This is a genomic window from Lactobacillus sp. M0403 (assembly GCF_016101265.1).
GTDB lineage: Bacteria > Bacillota > Bacilli > Lactobacillales > Lactobacillaceae > Lactobacillus > Lactobacillus apis.
The window spans coordinates 24,789-44,574 of the sequence record NZ_JACFQV010000007.1 but is presented as its reverse complement, the minus strand read 5'-3'; the positions used below and the strand labels follow the sequence as shown (position 1 = coordinate 44,574).

Genomic DNA, 19,786 nt, shown 5'->3' with positions numbered 1-19,786 from the left:
CAGAGGTTTTTTCTTTAACTTTATTTATTATATCACGAATAGAATTTCATTTCTATTTACATGAACATTTGTGTTAAAACGCTGAACAAGTAGTCTAACACTCCTAGAAACAAGGCGAATAAAACTGAAGTAGTAATGACTGTTCCAGTATCATGACGGTTTTGTTTAGCTGTTGGCCATGTTACCAAGTGCATTTCGTGTGCTACGCTCTTAAAAAACTTAATCATTCAATTTACCTCGTTTCCTTGTGTAATGTCATTTTGCCACAATGTTTACAAAATTTATTCAATTCAAGCCGCTTCGTGCGATTCTTGCCTGCGGTGATTGAGTAGTTACGCGAGCCGCATACGCTGCAAGCTAATGATGCTTTTTTCACTGCCATAATCTCACTTCCAAACTACTGTATTTTAGCAAAAAATACAGGTATAAGCAATTCATTTAATAATTGCCCTAAAATTCAAGTCAATTTTTCTCTTTAAATAAAAAGCAGCTACTTATTAAGTAGCTGTTTTTGGTGGTCAAACAAAAGCGTAACCACCGGGCGTAGAACATTGTAATAGTCGGATTTACTTCTTAAGATTTTCATTTACGAAGGATTCGATTTTATCGTCAGAATAATCAAGGAACGGAAGCATATCTTCTTCCGTCTTCATGGTATCTCTACCATTCTTTTCCATGAAATAGTCCCAAAGAGCATCCCTAACTGGCATGTCTGAATCACTCCAGTCAAAAACCTCTTTCATGTGACGATCTAACAATGCAGTCTTGATAACATCTTCTGCCATCTTAATCTACCTCCTATAAAATAATTCTACAATTATTAATTATACGCTAAATTCTCATCATTTTCTATTAAACAGAGTCTAATAAAATTAATCGTGCTTTTTGCAACAGACGCGAGCGTGCCCTTACTAAGGTCATTGGCAAAATTTGCCAGTCGTTAATTATCTGTTCTGGTTGACAAAGTCCGAGAATAATTAATAAAGCCGTAACTTCTAAAATCGATAGCTTGTTGACTAATTCAGCTAGTTTTATGCTTAGCGGCACTTCTGGTAAAAAAGTTTCTGGCCGCCGAATAGGATTCATTCCTTTAGTAGCTGCTGCTTCAAAAGAAATTGCTTTGGCCCAAGCCTTTCTGCGGTATGCCATTTCACGTCTAAGAAGCGTATTGGCATGATTTACCAGCCGAACTTTGTAATAGCTAGCGAAATTACCCTTTTTTGGGTCAAAATCTTTCACAGCTAAATAACAAATGATCATCGCATCCTGATCCCAATCCTGATTGTCGTAAGAGCGAAGATGATATTTTTTCTTAATATTCGCAATTAGTGGACGATACAAAAAGCAAAGCTTACGTAGTGCATCAGTCTGTCCACTTTTGATTTGCATAATTAACTCTGTTTCTTCCCTTGCTACTTCTATTTTAGCCATATTGCTATTCTCCTTTAGTTGATATCTGAACTAAAGAATACTGAGAAGCAAAATTTAATTTAAACGAACCAATGTTTAAATTTTTCACTAAGAGGTAAATGTAACGGTTAATAACAGCAAAATTCACTTTAGGTTGTCAGAACAAAATTTGCCAAAAAAATGAGCGCACATTTTGCATGGGCACTCATTTAACTTTTTTATTTATGATGATTTCTAGTATCCAGCATTTGATATAGCAAAACACCAGTTGCAACACTTGCATTGAGAGATTGCACATGGCCAACCATTGGCAAAGTAATCATTTGATCCATTTGTTCTTTCAGTAAGCGAGAAATGCCTTTACCCTCATTTCCGATTACAAGAACAGTTTTACCATTACTATCCCACTGACGATAGTCTGTTCCATCCATATCTGTACCAAAAAGCCAGTAACCACGTTTTTTCAACATTTGACTAGTTTGTACAAGGTTATTAACGCGGGCAACCGGAACGTAATCAATCGCACCAGTTGAGGTTTTGGCAACAACAGACGTCAAACCCGTTGCGTGTCTTTTCGGGATAATGATTGCATCGACCCCAGTTGCATCAGCTGTTCTCAAAATCGAACCCAGATTGTGCGGATCTTCAATTGAATCAAGCATTAACAAAAATGGCTGTTTCTCCTCCTGATCAAATTGATCAAGTAAATCATCCAAATCCGCATATTCAAAACTAGCAACAGTCAGAACAAGTCCCTGATGATTGCCGCCTTGAACTAGGCGATCAAGCTTATTTTTAGGAACAGTTTGAACAACAATTCCTTTTTCCCTTGCTAAACCGAACACTTCATCTGCAAAGCTTTCCTGCACACCTTGTTGCAAAAAAACCTTATTGATTCTGCCAGCATCCTGCGTTTTTAAAAAATCAATTCCAGCATGTCTACCGAAAACAAAATCACTATCACTTGAAGTCATATTCATCAATGCCACCATTCTCCACTGTTTCAATGCACCAAGAAGTTAATTCTTGAAGCCGCTCTTTTTTACCAAGTAATTCCAAATAGCCCCAAACTGCTTCAAATCCTGTCGACAATTGGTATGTGGCTAAGCTAGTATTCTTGGCCTTGCTATAAGTTTTAGAATTACGACCACGACGAAAAGTTGCTAGTTCATCCTCACTCAATAAGCCATCTTCCTGCATCTTAGTAATCAAAGCCGCTTGAGCCTTGGCTGACACATAATGTGTTGCTCTTAGCTGCAAAGCTTGTGGCTTAACAATGCCACATTTAACTAAATGCCGCCGAATATCAACTTCATAAACAGCATCCCCTAAATAGGCTAACGTCTGTCCGTTTAATGTATCTGGATTAATTTCGTTTTCGACCAACTTTTTACTATTACTCACGAATCCACCTTGTTCCTTGCGGAGTATCTTCAATGATTACTCCCATTTCTTTTAATTGATCACGCAACTGATCACTTTTAGCCCAGTCCTTGTTCTTTCTTGCTTCATCACGCTGCTCAACCAAGGCAACAATTTTATCATCACCTTGTGTCTCAGTTTGCTTAATCAACTCGGCGGTATCAATACCAAAGATACCCAACCATTCTGTTAATAAAGCTTGTGCTTTTGTTAATGTTTCTTTATCGACACTTTCAGCCGCAATATTGGCATTTAACACTGGTAATAAATCATAAATTGCTGTTAAAGCGTTTTGAACGTTAAAGTCATCATCCATTGCAGTAACAAAATCTGCTTCCGTTTTAGCCAAAATTTCACGTAAATTAGCGTCTTCAACATTAGAAGTGTCGTCTTTTAAACGATAATTTAAGTTGATCAACGTGTTCTTAAAACGCTGCAAAATAGTCTGTGCTTGCTTAAGGTTTTCTTCTGAATAGTTAATCTGACGCCGATACTGAACACTGGCCATGAAGAAACGAAGAACCTGCGGATCAACTTCCTTCAAAATTTCATGAACCGTTACAAAATTATGTAACGACTTCGACATTTTTTCTTGATCAGCACCTACAGTAACAAAACCGTTATGCATCCAATAATGAACAAATTTTTTACCTGTAGCGGCTTCACTCTGAGCAATTTCATTTTCATGATGTGGAAATTCAAGATCTTGCCCACCACCATGAATGTCAATTGTATCGCCCAAGTATTTGGTTGACATGACGGAACATTCGATATGCCAGCCAGGCCGCCCCTTGCCCCAAGGAGACTCCCAGGCAATTTCATCAGGCTGTTTTTGCTTTTTCCAAAGGGCAAAATCAATTGGATCTTCTTTACGATTCTGTTCTTCCTCGTTAACGTGTTCCGAAGCGCCCTCTTCTAATTCAGCAATGTTCTTACTACTTAATTCACCATAGTGCGCAAATTTCTTTGCTCGATAATAAACATCACCAGCAGATTCATAAGCATAACCTTTTTTAATTAGCTTTTCAATAAAACTGATAATTGAGGCAATTTCACTAGTTGCACGGGGATTCTTAGTTGCGGGCTCGATATTTAAAGCGGCCGTATCCTCTTCATAAGCTTCAATGTAGCGATCAGCTAATTCGGGCACAGTAATGCCTTCGGCACGTGCTTCATTAATCATTTTATCGTCAACGTCAGTAAAGTTAGACACATAATTAACTTTATACCCGCGGTATTCAAAATAGCGTCTAATGGTGTCAAAAGCGATTGCACTTCGTGCATTACCGATGTGAATGTAATTGTAAACCGTTGGGCCACAAACATACATCGTAATCTGCCCAGGGTTAATTGGTTGAAATTCTTCTTTAGTTTTCGTCAGAGTATTATATATTTTCACGACGGCTAACTTGCCTTTCTAAAACTTTATCTCCATTCTAACAGAAACAATAGTAGTTTCTAGCTTTTAAAAAATAATTTATCGGAAAACGGCCAAAACAAAAGAGCGCCTATCAATCAAAAATAGGTGCTCTTTTATTGCATTAAATTATAAGCCGTTTTCGCTCATTTGTTTCAAGGTTAAGTCAAGGTGCTCATGAACTTTTTCTTTACCCAAAAGCTCCATTGCTTCGCCAATTCCAGGGCCAACCATTGATCTAGTAGTTGCGATTCTGATTGGCATGAATAGGCGTCTACCCTTAATGCCAGTTTCCTGACGAGTTGCCTGAACCGCCTTCATAATTTGTGGTGAAGTAAACCGAGGAATTAAATCAATTTGCTTCTTGAATTCTTCAATAACAGGTCTTGCTTCATCCTTGCGGATTTCGTCAATTTCTTCATCGCTCAAATCTTTTGGTGCATCAAAGAAAATCTTAGCTAAATCAACAATTTGCTTAGTATATGACATTTGCACAGAGTAAATGTTAACTAATTGACGTACCCATTCCATCTTTTCAGGGTTCGGATCTTTTTCAACTAAACCGGCTTCTTGTAAATTGTTAAGTGCTAAGTCTAGTAAAGTATCACGATCAGCCTTCTTGATGTATTGGTTGTTAATCCACTCTAACTTTCTTCTGTCAAAAGCCGCAGGTGAATTTGATAAACGAGCAGGATCAAATTGCTTAATCAATTCGCGTTGAGTAAAGATTTCGTTTTCACCAACAGGTGACCAACCAAGAAGTGTAATGAAGTTAAACATTGCATCTGGTAGGTAGCCTAAATCACGGTATTGCTCAATAAACTGCAATACTGACTTGTCTTCTTCACGCTTAGATAACTTCTTACCAGTTTCCGCATTGATAATTAAAGTCATGTGACCAAACTTAGGTGGCTCCCAGCCTAATGCCTCATAAACAGCAAGCTGTTTAGGTGTGTTAGAAACGTGGTCATCCCCACGTAAAACGTGAGTTATTTCCATTAAATGATCGTCGACAACTACTGCAAAGTTGTAAGTTGGCATGCCATCACGTTTTTGGATAACAAAATCGCCACCAATTGTGTCAGACTCAAAGCTTAAGTGACCCTTAACGATATCTTCCCAAGAATATGTTTCCATTTCAGGAATGTGAATTCGCACAACTGGCTTTAAGCCCTTTGCCTTTGCCTCTTCTTGCTTTTGCGCAATTTCATCGGCAGTCAGGCCTTCATACTCGTAAGTATAGTGTGGAGCAATTCCCATTGCCCGTTGCTCTTCACGTTGTTCTTCAAGTTCTTCTTCTGTTTTGTATGAATAGTAAGCTTTACCTTCATCTAACAGTTGTTGAATGTACTTATTATAGATATCTTTACGTTCAGATTGACGATATGGGCCAAAATCGCCGCCTTTGTCAGGACCTTCATCCCAGTCAATACCTAACCAACGTAAGTTTTCCATTTGTGATTTAGAACCACCTTCGACATTACGTTTTTGGTCAGTATCTTCAATTCTTAAAACAAAAGTACCTTTATTATGACGCGCAAACAAGTAGTTGAATAGTGCAGTTCGCGCATTACCTATATGTAAGTGCCCTGTTGGACTTGGGGCATATCTTACCCGAATTTTTTGTTTTGCCAAAATTCATGCCTCTTTCAAAAAGTAAATATAAACATTTTTAGTTTACCCGTAATAACGAAAAAGTTCAATCTTTCCTTAAGCCAAAACCAATTTTAACGCTTGGGGGATGCTTGAAACAGGAATTACTTCTATTCCCATATTTTGCAAGCTTGAGCGCATATTATGCTTAGGAATAAAAATTCGCTTAAACCCTGTTTTAGCTGCTTCTTTAATCCGCGCATCAATTTGGTTAACTCGTCTAACTTCACCAGTTAAACCAACCTCACCCACGAAGCAATCAGTTGGTAAAATTTCTTGGTTCTTATAGCTTGATGCAATCGCCATCACTACCGCCAAATCAACCGCAGGCTCATTCAAGCGAATACCACCGGTAGCAGTTAGATAAACATCTTGATTTTGTAGCATCAAGTTGCCACGCTTTTCTAAAACTGCTAACAATAATCCTGCTCGGTTGAAATCAATACCGGCAGTAGTTCTTTTGGCATAGCCAAATGCGGTCGGTGTAACTAATGCTTGGATTTCCGCTAGAATTGGCCTAGTTCCTTCAAGCGAGACGACAATCGCAGATCCCGTTGAGTTAGGTAATCGCTCATCAAGAAAAATTGCAGATGGATTGGTGACTTCCTGCAACCCTTTGTTGACCATTTCAAACATCCCGATTTCGTTAGCAGCACCAAACCGATTTTTTACGGAATGTAAAATTCGGTATGCATGGTGTTCATCACCTTCAAAATAAAGAACTGTATCCACCATGTGCTCCAAAATCTTAGGCCCAGCAATTGCACCTTCCTTGGTAACATGACCGATCACGAAAACCGTAATTGCATCCATCTTAGCAATTTTCATTAATTCGCTGGTTACTTCACGAACCTGTGATGCGGAACCCGTCATTGAATCAAGACTAGGTTCATTCATTGTTTGAATTGAGTCAATTACGACAAAATCAGGCTTAATTGTATCAATCTGCTGGCGAATGTCTTCCATGTCTGTTTCTGGATAAAGCAACATATCATTCGCAGCGAGTCCTAGACGATCTGCGCGCAACTTGATTTGATTAGCCGATTCTTCTCCCGAAACGTATAGGACTTTGAACTTTTGGGATAGCTCACTCATGATTTGTAACATTAAAGTAGACTTACCAATTCCAGGGTCTCCACCAATTAACACAAGCGAGCCAGGAACTATTCCACCACCAAGAACACGGTTAAGTTCACCCATGCTTGTCTGGATTCGTTCCTCTTTTTCAGCCTTTACGGCTTCAATTTTAACTGGTTCATTAATTCCAGTTTTTTTAATTAGTCTACTTGGACTACCTTTTGCAGAATGTGCTTGGACAGTTTCGGTTTCTTTTTCAAACTGATTCCAGGCACCGCAATTAGGACATCTTCCTAAGTAGCTAGCCGAAATATAGCCACAGGAATGACACTTATATTTCGTTTTAATTTTGGCCATTTACTCCTCCTTGTTAGTTGAGCCAAAGCCATTAGCGCGTTGACGACTGACTGGCTCATCATCATCTGTTCTCAAATAATGAATAAAAATTCCTTGAGCAATTCGCTCACCCTTTTTAATCTTTATTGGTCGAACACCATAATTAAGTACCTGAACAAAAATCTCACCCTCATTAGCATCATTATTATAGTAGTCTGCATCAATAACGCCAATGCCATTGGGTAAGCTCAAGTTTCTTTTAAAAGTATTTGACGACCGGTTAGCCAAAATTAGCACTTCATCTTCTGGCATATAGACCTTGACCCCAGTAGGAATTAAAAATGGCTTAATTATTTTATCTGCCATTTCGTAATCAGGTTCATAGAGTTGATGCCCATTTCTAATCAGGCGGAAAATACGGACAAAGTTTAACCGCCAAATGCTCGGAATCACCATGTCTTGAGCCGCTTCAATGTCATATCCTGCGCTAGCAGTTGTCTGTCGTCTCGGTAGCGTAATATCTTTATCCTGGTATTTAGATACGATTTCAAAGCCGCGTGTTCTGTTCATTTTTTCTCCTTTGGCTGGTAAAGACTTTTTGTTTCAGTTAAAGTATCATAAACATTATAACTTGTAAGTAGGAAATATTTGTAGCGCTAATTTATATTATTGGCTAAAAGAAATATGTTCCTCTAGTTTTACATTGCAAAACTAGTTCTATAATTAAATTCGTAAAAAGCAGTCCGTTTTTTTAACAGGAGAAAAAGTAATGTTTACCTTCTATGATCCACACCAATTTTTTAAAGAATACGATGATAACGAGCAATTAATCTACCACTGGTCAATGGACAAAATTGAGCGAACTGACGGAAAAGTTTGGGTAATCAACCACATGTTTATTGCTCCAAACCAAAATAAAGAAGCAGTTCTGGACAATAATATGGCCTTAGTAATGGAATTTGCCAAGAATACCAAATTACCAATTTGGCCTCTTGATCCGCTAGTAATTGACTATTTCCAGCGTCACCCTGAGTTTCATAAAATTTGGTATCATCGTCCCGCTCAAGCAAATAATTAGTATAATTGCTTCTTTTTGTTTTTCAAAATTTAACACTCAGCAGCAATTAATTAACAATTTATTCATAAAATCATTTGGCCTATAATAGACTAGTTAATCTAGATGGGATAAAATGGTAGTTATTAACTTAAGGAGGATAACATTAATGACAAAAGAAATTACAAATGATGCTATTGCCAATTATACTGATGATCTAGCAAAGCACCCTGGTATTAACATTGCTAGCCATGCTGCACAACAAAACGGCATTTTCAAGGCTAGTCAAAATTTACAATCTCAAATTGACCTTACCCCAACATTTTCAGTTGAAATTGATACTGGTAAGCCAGCTGATCAAAAGCAATCAGGTCGCTGCTGGATGTTCTCAGCATTGAACACCATGCGTCATCCATTGCAAAAGGAATACAAGGTTAAGGATTTTGAATTATCACAAAATTACACTAACTTCTGGGACAAGTTTGAAAAATCAAACTGGTTCTTCGAAAATGTAATTGCTTCAGCAGATAAGCCACTTGGTGACCGTAAGGTAAGCTTCTTATTCGCAACACCACAGCAAGATGGTGGTCAATGGGATATGCTTTGCGGCTTAATTGAAAAGTATGGTATCGTACCAAAATCTGTTTACCCAGAAACTGCTAATGCAACTAATTCAAGTGCTTTAAACGACACTTTAAACACTTTACTACGTAAGGATGGTTTGGAATTACGTGAATTAGTCAACAGTGGTAAATCAGAAGATGAAATACAACAACGTAAGAACGAATTCTTAAATGATGTTTTCCGCGTTTTGGCTGTTTCTCTTGGCGTTCCACCAAAGAAGTTTGATTTCGAATACAAAGACGATGATGGTAATTACCACCGTGATGCTGATCTTACTCCTAAGGCATTCTTTGACAAGTACGTCGGCATGAACTTAGAAGATCACGTTTCAATTATCAACTCACCTACTGATGACAAGCCTTACCACAAAGTATTTTCAGTTGAATACCTCGGTAACGTTGTTGGCGGTCGTCAAGTTCGTCACCTTAACTTAGAAATTGACGAAATGAAAGACTTAATCATTAAGCAACTTGAATCAGGAGAAGTTGTTTGGTTTGGTTCTAACGTCAGCAAAGATTCTGAAAGACAACTTGGTCTTCTTGATACCAATATTTACAAGCGCGATGAATTATTTGACGTTGATTTATCAATGTCAAAAGCTGAAAAGCTTGATTCAGGCGAAAGTATGATGGACCACGCTATGGTTATTACTGGTGTTGATCTAGTAAACGGCAAACCAACTAAGTGGAAGATCGAAAACTCATGGGGTGATAAGCCTGGCTTTAAGGGTTACTTCATTATGAGTGATGCCTGGTTTGATTCATTTGTTTACCAAGCAGTTATTAACAAGAAATTCTTGTCAGATGATGTGAAGAAAGAATTCGACGAAGGTGCTAAGGACCCAATCGAATTACTTCCATGGGATCCAATGGGAGCTCTTGCTTTTAAATAAAAACAAAAATTAAAAACGAAAAACGCTACTTTAAAAAAGTAGCGTTTTTTGTATTTTCAATTAATTTAAAGATGTGACAATTTCTTAAGCCAACCCAACTTCAGCAATAAATCTCATAAAGGCTGCTTTACCGGCAGCAGTTTGCTTAAACACTCCTGCATCTTCAAGAACGCGCTCAAAAACTAACCCTAATTCCTCTTGCAAAACCTGATTAACATTTTCAGCGGTTATGTTGTGTTTTTCTTTTATCGCAGACGCCCACTCTAAGTGGATTTTGGAAATTTGATTTGGCTGCTTAAGCAAAAACTTTTTAACTTCTGTCATTTCACCTACTAATCGTGGTGGCAGAATTGCCAAACCCATAACTTCAATCAAGCCAATATTCTCCCTTTTAATGTGCTGAACATCGGGATGAGGGTGAAAAATACCATCTGGATATTCTTCTGAAGTCTGGTTATCTCGTAAAACTAGGTCAAGTTCATATTCATTATCATGCATGCGCGCAATCGGTGTAATGGTATGATGCTGCGTATTGTTTGAAAAAGCACGAACACTTACTTGCTCATCACTATAATTTTGCCATTTAGCTAGAATTTTCCCCGCAAGCTCAACCAAATGCGTACTATTCGAACTACGTAAACGAATAACCGACATCGGCCATTTAACAATTCCTGCTTCCACATCAGGAAAACCTGCAAAGCGAAACTTATGAATCAGTGGTGCCTTCTCCATCGGAAACTGATGGCGCCCACCTTGATAATGCTCATGGGTTAAAATTGAGCCACCAACAATTGGTAAATCTGCATTACTTCCAACAAAATAGCCAGGAAATTTATCAACAATTGTCAGTAAATTAGAAAACGTCTGAACATCTATTTTCATTTTCTCATGCTTGGAAGATAAAAAAATACAATGCTCATTAAAATAAGCATAAGGTGAATATTGAAAGCCCCATTCTTCTTGACCCAAACTAAAGCGGATGATGCGATGATTGCTACGAGCAGGATAATTTAGACGTCCTTGATAGCCCTCGTTTTCCATGCATAATTGGCACTTCGGATAATCACTTGCGACTGCATCTTTAGCGGCAGCTATTTCTTTGGGGTCTTTTTCAGGTTTCGACAAATTAATCGTTATTTCTAAATCGCCATAATTACTTTTGGCAATGAAATAAATATTTTTTGCAATTGCCCTAGTTTTTATATAGTCACTGGTTTTACTCATATGATAAAAACTACTAATTGCAGCTGTTGGAGAGATTTCATAGGATTGCCAAAAGCGTTGATTAACGATACTAGGTGCCGGCAAAATTAAGCTCATAAGTTCTGCTCCAAAAATATCTTGGGCAGAATTATTCCGAGCACATTTACCATTTTGTTGAGCAAGTGCAACTAACTCATTTTTTAAATCTAATAAGTTGGTACTTTGAGATTCTGCCGTCATTGCGGCATCGCCAACCAATGCTAAGACCCGATTGTATAAATAGATACGATCAAGTTCAGTAAAATCACTTTCAGCAATTACTTGAGTAACAAACTTATCGACTAAATTGGTTTTATTCATCTCAATAATCCCGTCATTCTATAATCTTTGTACCATCAGCGGTTGCTGCCAAGTAAAATGACGGTTGATACCCAATCACTTGTTCATATGTGGCTGCGACCTTTTCTTGAAAGTCTTCTACATGCTTCTTAGCGACCAAAGCTATTGCACAACCACCAAAACCAGCGCCAGTCATCCTGGCACCTAGAACACCTGGCTGTTGCCACGCGGTATGTACTAAAGTATCAAGTTCTTTGCCAGTAACTTCATAATCATTTTCAAGCGAAACATGAGAAGCATTCATTAGATGGCCAAATTCATTCAAATCGCCTTTTCCAAGAGCTGTTTTTGCATTCAAGGTGCGTTCATTTTCCCAAACAGCGTGTCGGCAGCGCTTCAGCAATTTTTCATCAGTAAAAAGATAACTATATTCATCAAAGGTTAAACTATTTAATTCACCTAATGAGTTAATTGCAAGTTTTTCTTGTAATATTTTTAGACCCTTCTCGCACTCACTCCTACGCTCATTATATTTGGAATCAGCTAAGGTGCGTTTCTTATTTGTATTCATAATTACGATTACATTGTCTTTTAAATCAAGCGGCACATATTCATATTTTATCTCTTCCGTATCCAGTAAAATCGCATAGTTTTGCTTGCTCATTGCAACTGCAAACTGATCCATTATTCCTGAATTTACGCCAATAAAATCATTTTCCGTTTTTACGCCCATTTTTACTAATTCGAGTTGCTCTATAGTTAATTTAAATTGATCTTGCACAATCACTCCAATCAGCATTTCCAAAGCCGCCGAAGAAGATAGTCCTGCTCCATCAGGAATATTGCCATTTATATAGATATTTAAGCCATGCGTGATTTTTGCCCCACTTTTTAGTAAAAAGAGGAGCATTCCCTTAGCGTAATTTGCCCAGGAATCTTCCGCAACAAAACTAAGCTCCTTTAAATCTGCTTCAATTATGCCTTGTTTTTCAAAATTAGCCGAATAAAAACAGAATTTTTGATCCGTACGCGGACTCGCAGCACCATAGATGCCCAAAGAAATGGCACACGGAAAAACGTGACCACCATTATAATCAGTGTGCTCGCCAATTAAATTAATCCGACCAGGTGAAAAATAACATCCAGTTGGCTTCTCATGATAAACTTTTGAAAATGCTTGTTTTAATGCTTCAACTTTCATTTTTCTTCCTTTAAATAAAGCGCTATCAATAATTCTAACAAGTTAATTATACTGCTTTTAAGTTGGACGGCAATCTTTCCATCAGGGTTCTTTACTAGCAAAAAAATACGATTCTGCTATAACACAAAATCGTATATTTAATTCATTTACCAAATATGTAATAACTTATCATGACGCAATTTACTCAAATTAAATTGGTGCACATGCTCAGGTTCACTTTCAGGATATTCTTCAACAAAGTCAGCCAAGTTAACGAGGCCAGTTGAATAAGTCCAGGTTCCCTTATTCTTTTTAATCGGATCAAGCATTTCATTTCTAATGGGAACAGCAGAAATTAAAAAGTGCTTGTGATGAAATTTAAACACAAAATATGGCAAGCGGAAATCATTAATAATCTCATCTCTTGTTTTACCAATGGTAATCACATTTCGATATGTGCCATATTTCTTTGTAAATTGATCATTAAATGAAAAATAAAAATTAGAGATGTGAACATGAGGAAAATCTTCCTCAGCGACCTGATCAGGAACTGCAACCACATGAGAGAAGTGATCTAAATTACTCTCTTTTTGTGATAAGGCCTTAGGCATCTGCGTCGGACTAATAACGTGTGCCCACTCAGGGACATGTAAATTATCCTGATAGGTCAAATACATCTCTTTAACTACTTCTGGCTTAACCCAGTCATATTGCCTGCGAACCTCGTTACGATTAAGCAACCCTCGCAAGTTCTTATGATGCATTAAGTCAACGACAAACAACTCATAGCGATAGCACTCAACCCACTTTTTATAGTGCTCGATGCTTTCTTGAACAATGTGGGTACTATCGACAATTACGGTTTCGCCACGCTTCATCTTCTCTTCTACGAGGTAATCCACCATTTTTTCCGTTTGCTCATTTGCATATCGCGGAATTACTTGATGTAAGCAATCGGAATCTTCTTCATAATAGTAAGTCAAATTCGCCAATAATAGCCTTATTTGATCACGGCTAATCGCATAAGGCTGTAAGTGATGACGAGCAATAAATGAAGATTTACCGGAGCCGGGTGCGCCTCGTAATAAAAATATTTTACGCATACCAATTCTCCAAACTAAGAATGTAAAAAAATCTATTTAGTATCGTATTAGATTTTAACATATATCAAGGAGAATACTTACACTTAACTGAAAAGCGCTGAAAATTTAATGTAATATTTCTTTCTTAATGATATTTAATTGATCATCCAAAGTATAAATAATTGGCTCCGCATTGGGAACTTCAAGCTTAACAATGTCATAATCGTCAATTTCTTCAAGTTTTTTAATTAAAGCACGCAAACTTGAGCCGTGAGCTACAACCAATTGGTCCTCGCCTAGCCGCAGTCTACTCGCAATTTGATCATAATAATAAGGCATTAAACGTTTTTGAGTCTGATAAAGACTTTCAGCCCTCGGCAAGCGTTGCCGATCACACGATGCGTAACAAGCGGCAGTGACTTCACCACCTTCTGGTGGAACTGCATAAAAACCACGCCGCCATTCATTGATTTGTTCATCCCCAAAAATCTCGCGTGATTGATCCTTATTTATGCCACGCAATTTTCCGTAGTGCCGTTCGTTCAAACGCCAAGTCTTGGTAATTGGTAAGTAGAGCCAACCGCAAACTTCTGCGACAATATTAGCAGTAACAATTGCCCGCAATAAAACTGACGTATGCAAGTGGGTTGGATTAAAATTAGGAATTTGCTTAATTAACTGACCAGCATTTTCAGCCTGTTTGCGGCCTTTTTCAGTTAGTTCAACATCATTCCAACCGGTATAAACATTAGCATAGTTGGCTGTGCTTTCCCCATGCCTCAACAACACTAATTTGACCATTTTTATCCCATCCAGTGTCTAATTAGTAAATAAATTCCAAAAATAGTGAATATGATGCCCAAAACCATAAAGGGACCAAAACCACCCTTTTTCGATTTATATCTTCTGTTAAAGGCATAAGCCATGTCATATAAGCCAACAATTAAAACAATAACCGCTGTAAATAGATTAACTTCTAATGACATATTATTCAGCCCCTCTCTTGTCCTGATCTGATGCAATCATCTGATTGTTTTTACCACGTTCGCACTCAACCTGAAAATTGGTATGATTGATGCCCAACACAGCTAGTTTTTGACTTATTTCATCTGTCAATTCTTCAAACCGTCCTGCTGTTAGATCTCGATCTACGTTAACATGTGCGTCGAGCATAATGTAACGATCACTGTAACGCCAAACATGCACATGATGAATATTTTTTATTTCTGGAAATGATAAAACGATGCGATTAACTTCGTCAAGATCGATATCTGGATTAGATTCCATCAAAACGTTAGCTGCCTTTTTCGTTAAACTACATGCTTCATGAAATACAAACACGGAAACAAGAAGTGTCATCAAAGGATCAAGCCAAGTAATCTTCCAAAAGTAAATAAAAATTGCCCCAATAACGACAGCTATACTCGAAAGTGCATCACTCATCATATGGATAAAGGTTGAACGGACATTAAGGTTCTTTTCGCCATCCTCGTGCATTGCAAGCATTGAAACAATATTAGCAACTAAGCCAATGATTGAGACAATTAACATAACGCCACCGCTAATCTGCGTTGGCTGCCAGAAACGTTCAATTGCCTCTACGAATAGAACAATACTAATTAAAATTAACACCACGCCATTTGTAAAAGCCGCTAAGGTCTCAGCGCGCTCATAGCCAAAAGTCTTTTGCTTATTACTACGCCGATTACTGATTAGATGGGCGACAAAAGAAATAACTATTGCGCCAACATCGCTCAAATTATGCACAGCGTCTGAAAGCAGTGATAAAGATCCAGAAACGAATCCACCAATAAACTCCGCAACTGTAATAATTACGTTCAGTGCCGTTACGTAGGCATAGCGCTTAGTTGTTTGATCCTTCATTAATTTACCCCATTGTCTTAACTTAATAAAAAGTCCTACCTTTACAGTAGGACTCTACATATCTTCTGCATTAACATTATAATCCACAATTTCAAAGCGACCGTTATCGTGGAGTATCCCCCGTGTAACGCTACCGTTATTAGGAAAAACAATGTCATGTAAGCCATCACTCTGATTCCAGTATTTGATGGCCAGCGTTTTGATAAAATCACCATGCGAAACAATTAGCACACGTTGTTCATTTTTGGTCAATTCACCCAGAACGGATACAGCTCGCTCCATCCGCTCATCAAGTTCACGTTTATTTTCCGCCAAATGACGTGGATCAGCCTTTTTTGTTGCTTCACGGAATTCATAAATGCCAACCTGATTGATGATTTTAGTAACATCATCTTCAGGTCCAATTCCGGCTGCTTCACTGACTTGCTCCCAAGTCGTAGCGATATCATCGCCTTCAAATGAACCAAAAAAGACTTCACGAAATTCCGGAAGTTTTTTAATTTTGCCAATTTCAGAAACTTGATTGGCGTCTTTCATTAAGTGTACTGTGTCAATTGCTCTTTTTAAATCAGAAGAATACATGTTATCAAAGTGAACCTGACTAAGCGCCTGCGCGGTTGACTTAAGATCATCAATTCCCTTGATTGTCAGAGGGGAGTCACACCATCCCTGTACTTTATCCAACTGGTTAAACATTGTTTCGCCATGACGTACTAGATAAACTTCTGTTGCCATTTTGTATTCTCCCTTCATTCAAATAGTGTTGGTAAACTATAACATATATGCTTTATAAAAGAAATAGCCCGCCTGTAAAAATGCTAATACAGCAATAAAAATGCGCACATATTTAGCAGGAACAACACGCAAAATATCCATACCAAAGTAGCCACCAATAAACATGCCAATTGCAAGTGGGATTGCCTGTATCCAATAGATATGCGAAGTGAAAGCAAAAACTATTAAGGCAACTAAGTTTGCCAACCCGCAAATTACGTTTTTGATTGCATTGACTACAATGAATTTTTCATCTGTTACATAGGTTAACAAAACTATCACAATCACGCCAGCCGCAGCACCAAAATAGCCCGTATAAACACCCATAAATAAAAGAGCTGCAATAGAAAGCAGTTCTTGCCATAAAGGTCTTTTGTGTGGTTCCAAGCTATGATGCTTAGCCGATACAATTACCATGATTCCTGATCCGGCAATGAAAAACGGTACAACCTTTTCAAAAACAGCTGAGGGAAAAGCTAGTAATAGGTGGCACCCCACTAGTGACCCGATAACTGTAAAGGTGCCGTAAAAAGCAACCTGTTTCCAGTGTCCTTTTAGTTCCTTGAGTGACGAAATAGTCGATCCTATTCCAGTCCAAATCAAAGCAGCATCATTTGTCACATTAGCATATACCGGTGGAATTCCCACTGCAAGTAGTACCGGATATGACGCTAAGGATGCCATTGATGCAACTGAGGACAGTAATCCACCTGCTATTCCCCCGATTAGTAGGAAAACAAGTGTTAAAATTGATGGCATAAAACTTCACTTCCTTTTTAGCATTAATATCTATTATAATGCAGTTAAGAGTAAATTAAGAGGGTAATTTCAAGTGACTAAATATCAAACGTTAATTTTTGTTCCTGAAGGTAGTTTATTAAATGAAAAAACGGCTGAACAAGTCGCACTTAGACAAACTTTAAAAGAGCTCGGTCATGATTTTGGACCAGCTGAACGCCTAAAATATTCTAACTTACAAGGACAAGTTAAAATGATGGGGTTTAGTGAGCGCATCGCAGTAACTTTGCAAAATTTTTGTGCCGACGATTGGGCTGAGGCCGAAAAAATTTTCAAAACAAAATTAGGAAGTCAGCGACAACTAGTCAAAGATGCTATTCCATTTCTTGACCAAATAACAAACCAAGTTAAGCTAGTTCTCCTTGCCAAAGAAGAACGTGAACTAATCTCAGCTCGCCTATCTGATAGCGAACTACTTAACTATTTTTCTGCTTCCTATTTTAAAGAAGATTTTACTGATCCTTTACCAAATAAAAATGTCCTGTTTCAAATTATAAAAGAGCAAGAATTAGATCCAGATAATTGCCTAGTTATCGGCACAGATTTAGTTGAAGAAATTCAAGGAGCGGAAAACGCTGGCTTGCAATCATTATGGATTGCACCGAAAAAGGTTAAAATGCCAATTAGTCCTCGACCTACTCTGCATTTAACTAAACTCAGTGACTTGCTTTTTTATCTTGAATTAAACTAGTTTATAATAAAAGAAATAGATTGGAGGTCTTTTAAAATGTGTAAAGTTGCAGTAGTTTTTGCTGACGGTTGTGAAGAAGTTGAAGGTCTTAGCACAGTTGATGTTTTGCGCCGTTTGGGTGTTCAAACGGATATGGTTGGTCTGAACAAGAAGGATATCAATGGTGACCACCAAATCAAATTGACCTGTGACAAAGTGGTTGATGACAGTCTGCTAGATTATGACCTCGTCGCTTTTCCTGGTGGAAAAACCGGTGCGGAGAACCTTCGTGATAGTTCCAAATTGGCTGAATTAATGAATAAACGCCATAATGAAGGAAAATGGGACGCTGCAATGTGTGCTGCTCCAATCGCATTAGCGCGTTATGGCGTTTTAAATGATGCAGATTATACCTGCTATCCTGGCTTTGATGAGCAAACAAAAGCGGATGCACCTAGTGGTCATTTTAAGGAAACAATCACAGTAACCGACAATGAACACAAAATCATCACTAGTCGTGGTCCAGCCACTGCTTGGGCTTTTGCCTATGCAATTGCAGATGCTCTAGGTATTGATACTAAACCACTAAAAGAAGGTATGCTATATAACTTCTTGGCTGACAATATTAAGGACAGCTTATAAAAAACACCAAACTAAAAAAGAAACATCACTATGATGTTTCTTTTTTAGTTGCTTACATTTGCTTGTCTTATTCTAGACTCGCTTCGATAATCAACGATAAGGGTTAAACCCAACATCAGCAAGGAACTAATTACTAAGGTCAACACACCGTGCTCAAAATTAATCGAAAGATTGTTCATATAATAAGAAATTGAGCCTGTATTTATCCTTAATGAACTAAGATAAGTAGTTGGCAACCACTGCGCAATTTGATGGAAAGGTGTTAGAAACATTGTTGTCAAAACAAGAGAAGCAATAGTTGCACTTGAAACTAAAATCGTTGTTAATAACTTATGACACACTTTTGCCACCAAATTAATAAAAATTACTAATGTTAAAATGTTTAAAAGTTGAAGAGCAACTGTTGTTGGTACTAATTTAACTGCCGGAGCAGTGGTTACTGTTGCTTTATATCCCCATGTTTGGTGAACTATCAGCGGATACCTTAGGCTAGCTTGGCCAAAAAATAGAATAGAACTAGCAAAAAATGAAAAAGCAATTATCAAATACGTAGAGCAGATGACCAGCAACCCTACACCCAAGTTAGATATTATTTTTCCCATTCGACCAACTGGTAAAATCTGTGTAAGATCTTCGCCATTCTGATATGAACTGGTATAAAACTTAGCCAAAATAAAAATAATTAGTAAAAGAAAAAGTGTGAGCCAATACTTATTATTCAGAGCTAGAAATAGTTGAATGCCAGCCAGCGCATTATCCTTTCGCTTTGGGATTTTCGATTCATGTAGTGCTTTCAAAAACTTATTTGCCCGATTTAACCAACTTCTTTTTGCTGGGGTTTGATAACTAATTTCTAACTTATTGCTATGATGTTTCTTAGACTTAGGTACTTTGCTCCATTGCCTAGCACTATTTTCATTTGCGATTAAGTCTTTACGCTTGCTAAATTGCTTATCTTTATGCGGTTTCTTCTTATCAATTAGAAGCTCTCCTTCTTTGCCTTCAGGATGTTCGCTATCCAAAACGACGACACTTCTAGCAGTTACTACACTATTATTTTGATTTTCAATGAAACTACCATTTTTTAAGATATTTAAGTCCAAATCAAGAAAAATAAATAGCGCAACTAATAGGATACAAAAAATAATAGGCTTTAGATTCTGTTTAACAATTTTTTTCAATTGAAATAAAAAATAAGCATGCACGCTATCACCTCACTTATCTTTAGACCCGTTAAACTAATTTTAGGAACATAGCATTAAATTAATAAAAAAAATTTCACTAAATCATACAATATGCAGTTTTAGCAATATACCTAAATATCAATCT

The 19,786-nt window shown here is 37.6% G+C and carries 23 protein-coding genes; 4 read left to right on the top strand and 19 right to left on the bottom strand.

The annotated features are described in order from the left end of the window. Positions 1–56: 56 nt before the first annotated feature. From secE to H3T48_RS07955, 10 genes are all read right to left on the bottom strand, one after another. Positions 57–227 (bottom strand): preprotein translocase subunit SecE, encoded by a 171-nt coding sequence (gene secE / locus H3T48_RS08000; protein ID WP_046307442.1) that lies wholly within the window; start codon positions 225–227, stop codon positions 57–59. A gap of 5 nt (positions 228–232) precedes the next feature. Continuing rightward, entirely contained in the window at positions 233–382 is a 150-nt protein-coding gene (rpmG, locus tag H3T48_RS07995) for a 50S ribosomal protein L33 (RefSeq protein ID WP_074426294.1), read from the bottom strand. Between the two features lie 184 nt (positions 383–566). Further along, on the bottom strand, positions 567–785 hold the full coding sequence (locus H3T48_RS07990; RefSeq protein ID WP_046307443.1) for a hypothetical protein: 219 nt from the start codon (positions 783–785) through the stop codon (positions 567–569). A gap of 67 nt (positions 786–852) precedes the next feature. Continuing rightward, on the bottom strand, positions 853–1,431 hold the full coding sequence (locus tag H3T48_RS07985; protein ID WP_198183983.1) for a sigma factor: 579 nt from the start codon (positions 1,429–1,431) through the stop codon (positions 853–855). A 197-nt stretch (positions 1,432–1,628) separates the two neighbouring features. Beyond that, a complete protein-coding gene (gene rlmB / locus H3T48_RS07980; RefSeq protein ID WP_109716047.1) occupies positions 1,629–2,384 on the bottom strand; it encodes a 23S rRNA (guanosine(2251)-2'-O)-methyltransferase RlmB in 756 nt (251 codons plus the stop codon). Beyond that, a complete protein-coding gene (locus tag H3T48_RS07975; RefSeq protein WP_122035694.1) occupies positions 2,371–2,814 on the bottom strand; it encodes a Mini-ribonuclease 3 in 444 nt (147 codons plus the stop codon). The genes rlmB and H3T48_RS07975 overlap by 14 nt, the downstream gene beginning before the upstream one ends. Then, positions 2,807–4,231, bottom strand: coding sequence for a cysteine--tRNA ligase (cysS, locus tag H3T48_RS07970; RefSeq protein ID WP_198189106.1), 1,425 nt, complete (start codon positions 4,229–4,231; stop codon positions 2,807–2,809). Before cysS ends, H3T48_RS07975 begins: the two co-directional genes overlap by 8 nt. A 147-nt stretch (positions 4,232–4,378) precedes the next feature. Then, on the bottom strand, positions 4,379–5,884 hold the full coding sequence (gltX, locus tag H3T48_RS07965) for a glutamate--tRNA ligase (protein ID WP_074426298.1): 1,506 nt from the start codon (positions 5,882–5,884) through the stop codon (positions 4,379–4,381). Between the two features lie 75 nt (positions 5,885–5,959). Next, complete coding sequence (gene radA / locus H3T48_RS07960) at positions 5,960–7,336, bottom strand: DNA repair protein RadA (RefSeq protein WP_046307452.1); 1,377 nt, start codon at positions 7,334–7,336, stop codon at positions 5,960–5,962. Next, positions 7,337–7,885, bottom strand: coding sequence for a dUTP diphosphatase (locus H3T48_RS07955; RefSeq protein ID WP_074426299.1), 549 nt, complete (start codon positions 7,883–7,885; stop codon positions 7,337–7,339). A 199-nt stretch (positions 7,886–8,084) separates the two neighbouring features. Here H3T48_RS07955 and H3T48_RS07950 point away from each other — a divergent pair, with 199 nt between their 5' ends. Both H3T48_RS07950 and pepC read left to right on the top strand, forming a co-directional pair. After that, a complete protein-coding gene (locus H3T48_RS07950; protein ID WP_198189105.1) occupies positions 8,085–8,393 on the top strand; it encodes a hypothetical protein in 309 nt (102 codons plus the stop codon). A gap of 145 nt (positions 8,394–8,538) precedes the next feature. After that, positions 8,539–9,885: an aminopeptidase C gene (gene pepC / locus H3T48_RS07945; protein WP_187158648.1), complete on the top strand. Its 1,347-nt coding sequence runs from the start codon at positions 8,539–8,541 to the stop codon at positions 9,883–9,885. Between the two features lie 84 nt (positions 9,886–9,969). Here the strand turns inward: pepC and galT are convergent, their stop codons facing one another. The 8 genes from galT to H3T48_RS07905 all read right to left on the bottom strand — a co-directional run bounded on the left by galT (position 9,970) and on the right by H3T48_RS07905 (position 17,106). Next, complete coding sequence (gene galT, locus H3T48_RS07940) at positions 9,970–11,448, bottom strand: UDP-glucose--hexose-1-phosphate uridylyltransferase (protein WP_198189104.1); 1,479 nt, start codon at positions 11,446–11,448, stop codon at positions 9,970–9,972. Between the two features lie 13 nt (positions 11,449–11,461). Further along, positions 11,462–12,628 (bottom strand): galactokinase, encoded by a 1,167-nt coding sequence (locus tag H3T48_RS07935; protein ID WP_198189103.1) that lies wholly within the window; start codon positions 12,626–12,628, stop codon positions 11,462–11,464. Positions 12,629–12,774: 146 nt separating this feature from the next. Beyond that, on the bottom strand, positions 12,775–13,710 hold the full coding sequence (locus tag H3T48_RS07930) for an AAA family ATPase (protein WP_074426303.1): 936 nt from the start codon (positions 13,708–13,710) through the stop codon (positions 12,775–12,777). Between the two features lie 105 nt (positions 13,711–13,815). Beyond that, positions 13,816–14,490, bottom strand: a complete 675-nt coding sequence (locus tag H3T48_RS07925; protein ID WP_074426304.1) for a 2,3-diphosphoglycerate-dependent phosphoglycerate mutase — start codon at positions 14,488–14,490, stop codon at positions 13,816–13,818. Between the two features lie 2 nt (positions 14,491–14,492). Continuing rightward, positions 14,493–14,675, bottom strand: a complete 183-nt coding sequence (locus tag H3T48_RS07920) for a DUF308 domain-containing protein (protein ID WP_074426305.1) — start codon at positions 14,673–14,675, stop codon at positions 14,493–14,495. A gap of 1 nt (position 14,676) precedes the next feature. After that, complete coding sequence (locus H3T48_RS07915) at positions 14,677–15,573, bottom strand: cation diffusion facilitator family transporter (RefSeq protein ID WP_198189102.1); 897 nt, start codon at positions 15,571–15,573, stop codon at positions 14,677–14,679. A 54-nt stretch (positions 15,574–15,627) separates the two neighbouring features. After that, positions 15,628–16,308 carry a histidine phosphatase family protein gene (locus H3T48_RS07910; RefSeq protein WP_074426307.1) on the bottom strand — a complete coding sequence of 227 codons (681 nt, stop codon included), beginning with the start codon at positions 16,306–16,308 and terminating at the stop codon, positions 15,628–15,630. Between the two features lie 36 nt (positions 16,309–16,344). Then, positions 16,345–17,106, bottom strand: coding sequence for a sulfite exporter TauE/SafE family protein (locus H3T48_RS07905; protein ID WP_046307464.1), 762 nt, complete (start codon positions 17,104–17,106; stop codon positions 16,345–16,347). A 73-nt stretch (positions 17,107–17,179) separates the two neighbouring features. Here H3T48_RS07905 and H3T48_RS07900 point away from each other — a divergent pair, with 73 nt between their 5' ends. Both H3T48_RS07900 and H3T48_RS07895 read left to right on the top strand, forming a co-directional pair. After that, positions 17,180–17,836, top strand: a complete 657-nt coding sequence (locus tag H3T48_RS07900; RefSeq protein WP_198189101.1) for an HAD hydrolase-like protein — start codon at positions 17,180–17,182, stop codon at positions 17,834–17,836. A 36-nt stretch (positions 17,837–17,872) separates the two neighbouring features. Continuing rightward, the gene (locus H3T48_RS07895; RefSeq protein WP_109715731.1) at positions 17,873–18,457 is read left to right on the top strand and encodes a DJ-1 family glyoxalase III; all 585 of its coding nucleotides are present in this window, start codon (positions 17,873–17,875) and stop codon (positions 18,455–18,457) included. Between the two features lie 44 nt (positions 18,458–18,501). On the opposite strand, the gene H3T48_RS07890 is transcribed toward H3T48_RS07895, so the two are convergent. Beyond that, the gene (locus H3T48_RS07890) at positions 18,502–19,560 is read right to left on the bottom strand and encodes a hypothetical protein (RefSeq protein ID WP_198189100.1); all 1,059 of its coding nucleotides are present in this window, start codon (positions 19,558–19,560) and stop codon (positions 18,502–18,504) included. Positions 19,561–19,786 lie beyond the last annotated feature (226 nt).